Raw genomic sequence first — 4,544 nt, forward strand, 5'->3', positions numbered from 1 at the left:
GAATTTCGGCAAGATTGCCGCTTAAAAAATTACCGAACTATTGGTGGTGTGGACTTGATCCTTTTTACTGCACTAACATAATTTCACCTTTAATCTGATGCCTATGACCATTTTCGTACTCCAGAGTGGCCTGCCAGGCGTAGATGCCCAAAGCTGCTGCTTCATTTTGGACCCTGCCATTCCAGCCTGCATCCGGAGCATTAGTTAGGGTATCCTCACGACTAAAGACCAGGCTGCCCCATCGGTCGAAAACAGTAAAGGCTTTGAGCGTTATAACCACATAAAGCAACGGCACATCTTTTATTTTCAGCCCTCCTTAAATTAACAGCCTGATCGCCTCACTATTTAGTGCTTTGTGAAATGGTTGGCAGGTAGTCCGGCGGCGACTTCGGAGTCGCCGCCGGACAGGGCAACTCAGGTTGCGATTCCACAATCGCCGCCGGGGTCTCCCTGCCAGTTGAAGTTGATGCGGAAGTCGCTGAAGCTGTAGTCGTCGAGGGCAAAACTTAACATTGACTTAATCCGCCTTTCTCCAGAACATCGGGAAAGATTCCGATATTGACATTGTTTATATCCAGCGCCCTCAACTATGCTTTCTTTAACCATTAAATCCAAATATCGATGAATGTTTTAAATCCCCCCCGCTTGCTCAATTGGCTTGCCATGCTGCTCCTGACCACCGCTTCGCCTCTTTCTGCACAGCTTTTGCTGCAAGAAGGGTTTGAGGTGGAAACTTGTGTGCCTGTCAATCTTAATTGTGAGGCAGGGCTTTTTGAACTGGTTGATGGGAACAATTGTCTGAATGGCTGGAGCCGGTGGTATGGTCGGCCTACCATCCGGAGCAATAATAATCCACCCGAAGGGCAGCAATGTTTATCACTCGGCTATAATTTGCCAGACAACCTGCCTCCAAATATTTTAAGCTCCGGGGTAATTGCCGATATAACGCCCGTTTCTACAGGTGATGAAGTGAAATTATCTTTACAGGTTTATTCCAGTGGCAGTTCGTCCTTTATGAATCCCTCCATTAGGATTGAGCTGGCTTCTGCTGTCCAGCCCGTGCCATTGCCAAATCAGGCATTTGGTTGTCTTCAAGTGCCTCCTAATGCCAATTCCTCCCAAATTTTGGTTGATCTCCCAAGGTCAAGCTTGGTTTCCGGCTGGCAAATGATCGAACTGCCATGTACAATAGCAAATGGGAATTATGACCAACTGCTCATTAGCCTGATTGTTATACCACCTTTCCCAAATGATGGTCAAGGCGGTGGGGCTTTTGCATTCGATGACATCCAACTCCAAAAAGAGCCCACCTTCACTGAGCCCACCGCTACCATCACCAATGTAACCGGCGACCTGTGCAGCGGCGATGCCCTGTCGGTGACTTACGAGATATGTTCAGACGAAGACGCAATCCTGAATTTCGCCCCTTTTGCCAGCCCTGCCAGCATATCGGTGATACCGCCCAGCCAAAGTGCCAGTGTCAGTTCTGGAATGTGTAAGACCTTCACTTTTACCTATAATGAAACAACAGAACTGCCTTTAGGGGCGCCTATTACGCTGGGGCTAAACTATACAGTAAGCTATGACGGTTCCGTTTGCGGCTACACCTCTACGGGGACGCTCAGCCAGTCTTTAGAGAAGTACTGCTTTGCCGAGGAAGCCTGCCTGCCGGATGGACAGCCATTTTATGCCCTTTCCGGGGGCAACTTCACTGCACTAGTGAGCGAAGGGCTGCTGCCACCGGCGCAAGCGGCTACCACCCCGCAGTTTTTGTACTTTGAAGGGGATGCGGTGGTGGATTTTACCAGTTATACTTTTGCGCAAGGCTCCATATTGTATTTTGACGAAGGTGTGGAACTTACCGTACCTAATGGGAACAGTCTTGAAGCTTTCAAATCAGAACTCCATGGGTGCGAAAAGATGTGGAGAGGGGTCACCGTAGCGGATGGAGGATTTTTATCTTTAAAATCCTGTACGGTATCGGGTGCCCAATACGCCGTGCAAGCCTTGCATAATTCTACCTTGCTCATTGCGAACAACTTCTTTCAGGACAATTACATCGGGATTTACAAGCCCAATACCATGGCAGCCTCGCCGGAGCAGGTCAACCAACCGCTTCCGATTGCAGGCAATACCTTCGAGGGTACTGCGGCTGGCTTATTGCCGCCCTATCCCGGACAGGCACCTGCACCGGGCACAAGTGGGCTGGCAGGTATCGTAGCATCCAATTGCAACCTGCTGGAAGTGGGGATAGGGAGTACACCCAATAGTAACTTTTTCCGGGAGGTGCGCAATGGGCTGATCACCTTCAATACCGGCTTAAGGCTTAGAGGGGCTAATATCTCAAACCTTTCCGGTAGCTTTAATCCGACCACCGTTGCGTTCCCTTCTGCCTTTACCAACTTCCACAACCTAAGGGGGCATGGTGTCTTTTGCGGGCTGAACGACAACAGCTCCGCCCTGATTCTTATTGGCTATAGCCACTTTGAGGCACTGACGCGCTGTACTCATGTTGAGAACCAATCGGGCATTGCGACGGTCAATTTTGCGCTGAATACTTCCATAGATACAAAGGATGGGCTGATAGCAGCCAACCACAACGGGTCTACAGTTTTGAAGGAGGTATTCGGTAATAACCTGGAATTTGAGCAGTATGGAGTTGCCGGGCTGAACAGCACAGGGGCTATCCCTTTCTTCGTTGTGCGCAGTAATACCCTGACTCAACTGGATAACAACAGCTACCCTTTCACAGCGGGCGTGCTTTTTTCCAACACCATTAGCCCTTCGAGCTCTGGTGACGTCCATGATAACGTTATAGGCATGACGGACGATAACGGGCATGGCGTGTCCCTGACTTTTGTAGACAGGGTGGAGGTGGAGCGCAACCTGGTCGCCCATACCGGCAGTTCCACGCTGATCAAGCAAAAAGGGGCTGGCATCCATCTCAGCGAAAGCGGAGATAACAACAACATCCGGGAAAATACCGTGACCTTCAATATGCAGGCTGAGCGCCACAATACCCGGGGTATTGAAGTACTGAACACTGCCTACACTTACCTCTGCTGTAATATGACCGACGGGCACCGCACCGGGCTGCGCTTCAAAGGGGCCTGCCCTGACACCCGCTACCGTCAGAATGATTTCTTCGACCACGATACCGGGCTGCGCTGTGAGTCTGATGCCGTGACAAGCCTGCAAGCCCACGCTGGGAATGAGTGGCTGGGGAGTTATAGCATTCAGAAAGCACTTCATTCGGGAGGGAGTTTTGAAGTAGCCAATTCATTATACTTGGTTAATTTTAGTACAAATCCTCCCATGACAACTATGAACCCCTTACCCAATGTAAGTACGCCTAACACACCGCTACTATGGATACTTTCTGACGATGGCTTCGAAGCAGAAAACTGCGAAGCCGACCAGGTTTGTGGGGAGACCCGCAACCCCAAGCTTTCCCGCTACGATAGCATCGCTGTAGAAGGGGGATACCTGGAGGCCGGGGAATATGGCCCCACCCGGGACTGGAGGGGCAGGCGGTCGGTTTACCAAAAACTGCAAGCCCATCCAGAGTTGCTGAATGACAATCCACTGATGGCCGCTTTTTGGGAAGAGGCCGCCAACACCGAAGTTGCAACGGTAGGGGAAATGGAAAGCGGCACTCAGCGTTTGTTTGCACTGGATAGTGAGGCCGAAGCCCAGCTTGCTGAGAGCGATGTACAATTGGAAGAGTACCTGCTTAGTTTGGCTCAGCTAGACAGCATTTTGAATACCGAGCTTTCTCCGGTAGATTCAATAGCCTATCAGGCAGAGCGGGCCGAGCTCCGGGAGATGCTGGAAGGGGCTTTAGCGCAGCGCTCTGGGTGGGCGGCAGATTGGTACAGCGATGTGCCGGCCGAAGCCTCTGGCCTGCTCATCGCCGGTGGAGTAATAGCTCCAGAGTTACAGGCGACCGCTAACGAATGGACCGTCTTCCAGATACTGCTGGAAATGACAGCCACCTCATCCCCTGCGCTTTCCAGTGAACAATGGCAAACCCTCCTTCAAATTGCTCAGCAGTGCCCGGACGAAGGCGGAAAAGGCGTACTGCACGCCCGTACAGTGCTGGCAGCCTATGAGTCCATGGCCTACGATGATGAAGCACTCTGCAATCCCGAGCAGCCCTTTCAGGCACCGAGCTCCGGCAGCAGCACTGTCAGCGAATTGCGCGCCTATCCCAATCCGGTACAAAACAGCGTGACGCTACAGTGGCAGGATGCTGCTCAGGAGCTAAGCCTGTACAGAGCGGACGGGCAGCGCGTAGCCCAATTCAATCTGCAAGCTACTGACCGCTTTCTGGAGGTGGATTTAAGCGCTTACCCGAAAGGGCTGTGCATTGCTGTGGTTCATTTGATGGACGGCAGCACCCAAAGCGTAAAGGTCATTAAGTAATTGCTTCAAAAAAAGAAGCCATGCCACTTGAAGTTTTCAGGTGGCATGGCTTTTCTAATATACGAGTCATGCGGTATTTAATCGTTTGTTTACTTCTGTTTGGTAGCCCTCTTCTACAC

Annotated in this window: 2 protein-coding genes; one reads left to right on the top strand and one right to left on the bottom strand. The window is 51.2% G+C overall.

Annotated features, from left to right (window positions below; translation table 11 throughout):
- Positions 1 to 64 precede the first annotated feature (64 nt).
- Positions 65 to 295, bottom strand: coding sequence for a T9SS type B sorting domain-containing protein (locus tag FRY97_RS23405; protein WP_394349366.1), 231 nt, complete (start codon positions 293 to 295; stop codon positions 65 to 67).
- Positions 296 to 621: 326 nt separating this feature from the next.
- On the opposite strand from FRY97_RS23405, the gene FRY97_RS21460 reads away from it, so the two are divergent.
- Positions 622 to 4,425, top strand: coding sequence for a hypothetical protein (locus FRY97_RS21460; protein ID WP_147169671.1), 3,804 nt, complete (start codon positions 622 to 624; stop codon positions 4,423 to 4,425).
- Positions 4,426 to 4,544: the final 119 nt, after the last annotated feature.

It is taken from the genome of Phaeodactylibacter luteus, assembly GCF_007993045.1.
Classification (GTDB): Bacteria; Bacteroidota; Bacteroidia; order Chitinophagales; family Saprospiraceae; genus Phaeodactylibacter; species Phaeodactylibacter luteus.